This is a genomic window from Mesorhizobium sp. M7A.F.Ca.CA.002.05.1.1 (genome assembly GCF_003998335.1).
Taxonomy (GTDB): domain Bacteria; phylum Pseudomonadota; class Alphaproteobacteria; order Rhizobiales; family Rhizobiaceae; genus Mesorhizobium.
Map to the genome: position 1 here is coordinate 1 of NZ_RZQI01000397.1, position 5,248 is coordinate 5,248.

A 5,248-nucleotide genomic window follows, 5' to 3' on the forward strand; every position below is an offset into this window, starting at 1 on the left:
GGTAGAGGCCAAGCCCGCCCCAGCCGGAGCCGATGTCGAGCACGGTCTGGCCGGCCTTCAGCCGGAGCTTGGCGGCGATGTGGCGTTTCTTGGCGGCCTGCGCTTCGTCGAGCGTCATGTCCGGCTGCTCGAAATAGGCGCAGGAATATTGCATGTCCTCGTCGAGGAAGAGCCGGTAGAGGTCGCCCGACAAATCGTAGTGTCGCTGCACGTTGCGCCGCGAGCGCGAGGCGGTGTTGATCTGCTGCAGCCGGCGGAAGGCGTGGCGCAAGCCTTCGATGGCCTTCGACCAGGTGGCGTCGATGCCGCCGCTGCCCATGTTCTGGAAGGCGATGCGCATCAAGCCCAGCACGCCGCCTTCGAGAATGTCGAGTTCGCCGTCCATGTAGGCTTCAGGCACCGCCAACATCGGATCGAAGGTGATGGCGCGCTCGGCATGCGCGGTCTTGATGTGCATGTGCACCGGTTCGCCGCTGCCGTCGCCGAAAACCACAGCCGAGCCCTTGGGACCAGTCACCTTGAGATTGCCGGTACGCACCAGGCGGTCGAGAACGCGCTTCAACAGAATATTCATGACCAAATGTCCCCTCTCGGCCAGACAGGCTGCCTTGGCGCGTGACCGCGAAAATCAGTGTCGATTTCCCCGAAGATCTTGCGCCGAACCAAAGTTGCACAGCGTGCTTTGCGCGGCCAAAGGACGCGCGACGCCATAGTCTGCAACAATATATAGGGGTTCGAAAAGTTCCATTTGGCACAAAAATGCCCGGGCGAGAGGCCCGGGCATTGGTCCAGCATGGCTGGATGACGGCAAAGTGATCGAAGCACGCTTCAATCGAGATCGGAGCGCAGCTTCAACCTCTTTGCTATGGATGATCAGGCGTTGTCTTCGCCGCCTTCAAACTCGGTGTTCGGATCGAAGAAGTTCTCCGGCCGGGCGTTGTCGTTGATGTCGTCGCCATAGATGGCTTCGGCGGTGGTCAGAGTCTCGCCCTTGGCCTGGCGCTCGGCTTCGTCGGCCGTGCGGGCGATGTTGAGCGTGACGGTGACCTCGACTTCCGGATGCAGCGCGATCGCCACATTGGTGACACCGATGGTCTTGATCGGCTGGTTGAGCAGGATCTGGTTGCGGTTGATCGAGAAACCTTCCGCCGTCAGCAGATCGGCGATGTCGCGGGTCGAAACGGAACCGTAAAGCTGTCCGGTTTCGCCGGCGGAGCGAACGGCGATGAAGCTCTTGCCGTCGAGCTTTTCGGCGACCTGGGCTGCTTCCGACTTGCGCTCGAGGTTACGGGCTTCGAGCTGGGCGCGCTGGCCTTCGAACTTCTTCTTGTTGGCTTCGTTGGCGCGCAGCGCCTTACCCTGCGGCAGCAGGAAGTTACGGGCGAAGCCGTCCTTGACCTTGACGGTATCGCCCATCTGGCCGAGACGGGAAACGCGTTCGAGAAGAATGACGTCCATGGTTTTGTTCCTTCGGTTGGGCGCCAATCGATCGATGAGATCGACGCCGAATGTCTTGGGAACAGGTCAGGAAGCTTGAGCGCCTTTGGCGCTGGTGTCGCTGTCCTGCCTGTTGCGGCAGTTAGAGGTTTTGACCTCAACCCGGGATTTGATGTTCGGCCCTGCGGCGCCCGTCGCCGTGGGAAAGAGCGGGCGGCGAACCGCCCGCATTTGAGATATTAGCGAACCACGTAGGGCAGCAGGCCGAGGAAGCGGGCGCGCTTGATCGCCTTGGCGAGTTCGCGCTGCTTCTTCTGGCTGACGGCGGTGATGCGCGACGGCACGATCTTGCCGCGCTCAGAAATGTAGCGCTGCAGCAGACGCACGTCCTTGTAGTCGATCTTGGGCGCGTTGGCGCCGGAGAACGGGCAGGTCTTGCGGCGGCGATGGAACGGGCGCCGGGTCGGGATCTGATTGATGTCGACCATTATTCTGCACCCCCTTCAAAGCCTTCGCGCGGACGGCGCGGACCACGATCGGCACCGGCGTCGCCGAACGAGCGCGGCGGACGATCGCCACGGTCGCCGCGATCACGATCGCCGAACGAACGCGGACCACGATCGCCACGGTCACGGTCGCCGAAGCCGCCGCGTTCCGAGCGCTCTTCGCGCTTCTGCATCATGGCCGACGGGCCTTCCTCATGCGCCTCGACCTTGATGGTCAGGAAACGCAGCACGTCCTCGGACAGGCCCATCTGGCGCTCCATCTCGTTGAGCGCGGCCGCCGGGCAATTCAGGTCCATCAGCGTGTAGTAAGCCTTCCGGTTCTTGTTGACCCGGTAGGTGAGGGACTTCAGTCCCCAGTTCTCGACCCGGCCGACGGACCCGCCATTAGCGGAGATGACACCCTTGTACTGTTCGACAAGCGCATCGACCTGCTGCTGCGAGAGGTCCTGCCGGGCAAGAAACACATGTTCGTAAAGAGCCATTATGTCCTATGCCTTTCTTCGTTTCTCTCCCGGTTCCCGGCGGCAAAAGCCTCTGCAACTTCTCTGACCCGCAAACCCTCGAAGGGGCAGGGGGAAGAAAGGAGCATGACGAGACGGTCGAGAGCGGAGACACGGGAGGCGGAAGCACTTCCGGCTTCACACGAAGGTTCTGAAAAACCTCCGGCCCTCCGTTCAGCCCCCAGCAAGGACCGGCAGATTGCGGGCGTCTATACAGCAATCCGGCCGCAAAGCAAGCGCAAGCGGCATTCCCGTGTGTCATAGCCGATGATCGGGGAGCAGCAACGGTCGGAGTTGTGGTTTCCGGCAACCACGTCTTAACCACACCAGCAGGTTGTGTGGAGTTGAAGCCTGGCCATCAACGGTCGATTCATCATCGAAGGCGCAAAAGCCCGGACAACCGCGCAAAAGCGGCAAGCATTTCCGGGGGTAAGGATGCTTTTCAACAAATTCTGGCGCTCGAAGAGCGGCAATTTCACGCTTGTGCTGGGACTGGGTTTGCCGGTCATCCTGACGGCAGTCGCTTTCGCAACCGATATCTCGACCCTTATGCGAGCCAAGAGCAATCTGCAGAACGCTCTTGATTCGGCAAATCTTGCTTCTTCGCACCTTGGCGATCTCGACATCACCCGCAATGACGCTTTCAACCGCTATTTCCAGGCCAACATCGTCGGTCATGGCGAACTCGGCAATGCGCAGGCGACGCTGACTGTCGATAAGGGCGTCAACTTCGTCAAGACAAAGGCGATTGCCTCGGCGGACGTCAATCTCAACTTCGCCTTCCTGTTCGGCGACAGCAAGCACATCGTGGTCGATGCCTCGGCGGTCGAATCGAACAACCAGCTCGAAGTCGTGCTGGTACTGGACAACACCGGCTCGATGGCCGGCGCGCGCATGACGGCACTGAGGACGGCGACAAAATCGTTGCTCGACACGCTCGAAGCGGCGAAATCGCCGACGCGCAAGATCCGCGCCTCGCTGGTTCCTTTCGTAACCGCCGTCAACGTCAATGGCGACGGCTTCGACCCGTCCTGGATCGACATGGACGGCAAGTCCTCAACCAACGGCGTCAATTTTCCCGTCATCGACGGCAAGCGGCCGAACCACATGGCGCTTTTCAAACAGCTCAAGAAGACCGGATGGACCGATGCCGGATGGAATGGCACCGGATGGAAGGGTTGTGTCGAGGCGCGGCCAGGCGCTTACAATATCTCCGACACGCCACCCGACACGGCCAAGCCCGACACGCTGTTCGTGCCGTACTTTGCGCCGGATGATCCCGAAGACGCCCAAAAGCCGTCTGGCTCCTATGGCAATTCGGATAAATACTACAACAACTCCTATCTCAACGATGTCAGCGACAAAACCAGGCTTGCCCAGTCGGGCATCAACATCCTGGGCATCGATCTCAGCAACCTGCTCGGCAATCTCATCGAACTTCTGTCGCCCGATGACAGGGCTGCCAGGGAAAAGATTGCCAAATATGTTGCGCCCGCCAAGGAACTCATAACCGAGATCGGCTCTCCCATCACTATCGGTCCGAACCGTGCGTGTCCGACCCCGGTGGTCCCCCTGACCGACGATTTCGACAAGCTGCGCAAGGCTGCCAGTCAGATGACCGAGTGGAACGGTTCGGGCACCAACGTCTCCGAGGGCCTGTCATGGGGTATGCGGGTGCTGTCGCCCGCCGCGCCCTACACCGATGGGGCGCCGTGGAAGACGCCCGGCATCAGCAAGATCGTGCTGTTGCTCACCGACGGCGAGAACGTCGTCTATGGCGCCAGCCAACAGCCGACGAAATCTGACTACACATCATATGGTTATCTGGCCGGCGGCCGTTTCGGATCAGATAACCAGACGACCGCTGCGCGCAATGTCGACGGCTGGACCAAAAACGTCTGCACGCAATTGAAGAACGAGGGCGTGCAAATCTACACCATGGTGCTGCAATCCGACACCGCAGCCAACCGCGCGCTTTACAGCGCCTGCGCTTCTGATCCGAGCGGCTATTATGCAGTCAACGATCCGACCAAATTGCCGGACGTTTTCCAGCAGATCGCCAACAAGTTCTCGAAGCTGCAATTGACGAACTGAACGCGCGATCCGACACAGACGAGCCTGAGGGATCGTTGGGCTCAACTCGTATGGGCGACAACCTTGTCCTTGTCGACCGTTTCGGGGAAGAAGTCAGGCGCTGCCTGACGCTTGCCGAACATCATATCGTACTGCAGCAGGCGGAAATCGCGGATCGCCGGATCGATCTCCTTCTGCCGCGCCCAATCGGGCGTGGCTTCGCCAGCCGGCGTCAGCAGAAGATTGCGGTCGACGACACGGTAGCGTTCGCTCATCTCGCCCAGGAAGCCGGTGTAGTAGGGATGGCTGATTCCGGCCGTTTTCAGGATATGATAGGGCAGGAAGGCTGGGCTGACGGCACCCATCTGCTCAGCCGGCCCGGTGCGGTTCGACCAGATGACCAGCGGCGTCTCGTGATGCTCGAGAGCAGCCTCGGGCGACGCTTCCTTGCGCGGCGCGACATTGTCCTTGAGGAAGCCGGTTTCGACATAGACCGGCCCCAGCGGCGGCAGATGGTCGCCGAAGAAGGCGATTACGGTGGGGCGGGAGCGTTTCTTGGCCCATTCGACGAGGCGTTCGAGGCCGCGATCGGCATCGGCTGAGCCCTCGGCGTAGCTGAGTAGCGATTCGCGCGCCCACTGGCTGATCGGCGCCTGCACCCTATGCGTGGGATTGTAATAGCGGTTCGGCTCGTAGGGACCGTGGTTTTGCAGGCTGACCGCAAAGAAGAAC

General features: G+C 60.7%; 6 protein-coding genes. 1 reads left to right on the plus strand and 5 read right to left on the minus strand.

Features of this window, described 5'->3' with window-relative positions:
• The 4 genes from EN939_RS19760 to rpsF all read right to left on the minus strand — a co-directional run.
• Positions 1-574: class I SAM-dependent methyltransferase (locus EN939_RS19760; protein WP_206528310.1), on the minus strand; the 574-nt coding region annotated here is incomplete at its 3' end.
• 299 nt (positions 575-873) lie between these two features.
• Positions 874-1,458, minus strand: a complete 585-nt coding sequence (rplI, locus tag EN939_RS19765) for a 50S ribosomal protein L9 (protein ID WP_023813757.1) — start codon at positions 1,456-1,458, stop codon at positions 874-876.
• 218 nt (positions 1,459-1,676) lie between these two features.
• Positions 1,677-1,925 carry a 30S ribosomal protein S18 gene (rpsR, locus tag EN939_RS19770; protein WP_006203718.1) on the minus strand — a complete coding sequence of 83 codons (249 nt, stop codon included), beginning with the start codon at positions 1,923-1,925 and terminating at the stop codon, positions 1,677-1,679.
• On the minus strand, positions 1,925-2,425 hold the full coding sequence (gene rpsF / locus EN939_RS19775) for a 30S ribosomal protein S6 (RefSeq protein ID WP_013532520.1): 501 nt from the start codon (positions 2,423-2,425) through the stop codon (positions 1,925-1,927). Before rpsF ends, rpsR begins: the two co-directional genes overlap by 1 nt.
• Before the next feature lie 453 nt (positions 2,426-2,878).
• Between rpsF and EN939_RS19780 the strand changes: the two genes are divergently transcribed.
• A complete protein-coding gene (locus tag EN939_RS19780) occupies positions 2,879-4,537 on the plus strand; it encodes a pilus assembly protein (RefSeq protein ID WP_127269336.1) in 1,659 nt (552 codons plus the stop codon).
• Positions 4,538-4,578: 41 nt separating this feature from the next.
• On the opposite strand, the gene EN939_RS19785 is transcribed toward EN939_RS19780, so the two are convergent.
• Positions 4,579-5,248 (minus strand): sulfatase-like hydrolase/transferase (locus EN939_RS19785; RefSeq protein WP_164751090.1); only part of this gene is annotated, 670 nt, incomplete at its 5' end.